Source organism: Bradyrhizobium sp. LeoB3, from assembly GCF_055456055.1.
On sequence record NZ_JBVBEF010000465.1, the window covers coordinates 1 to 256 of the forward strand.

Genomic DNA, 256 nt, shown 5'->3' on the forward strand with positions numbered 1-256 from the left:
GGGCGAGGGCGCAAATAGTCCCCAAGGAGGTTCTGATGCGCATTCTGGCCTTGGCGATTTTGACGATCACGACGGTTTTGACCACGGCGCCGGCTCAGGCCCAGACGTACGATCCGGCTTATCCGGTTTGCCTGCGTGCGCACGGCCACTATTACGAATGCCGCTACACGTCGTTGCCTCAGTGCAAGGCGTCGGCATCGGGCCGCGCAGCAGTGTGCGTCATCAATCCATATTTTGCGAGCGCGCAAGTGCCCGC

At 61.3% G+C, this 256-nt stretch carries 1 protein-coding gene; it reads left to right on the top strand.

What is annotated here, in order from left to right:
• Positions 1-35: 35 nt before the first annotated feature.
• Positions 36-256 (top strand): DUF3551 domain-containing protein (locus ACZXDY_RS46720; RefSeq protein ID WP_464350133.1); only part of this gene is annotated, 221 nt, incomplete at its 3' end.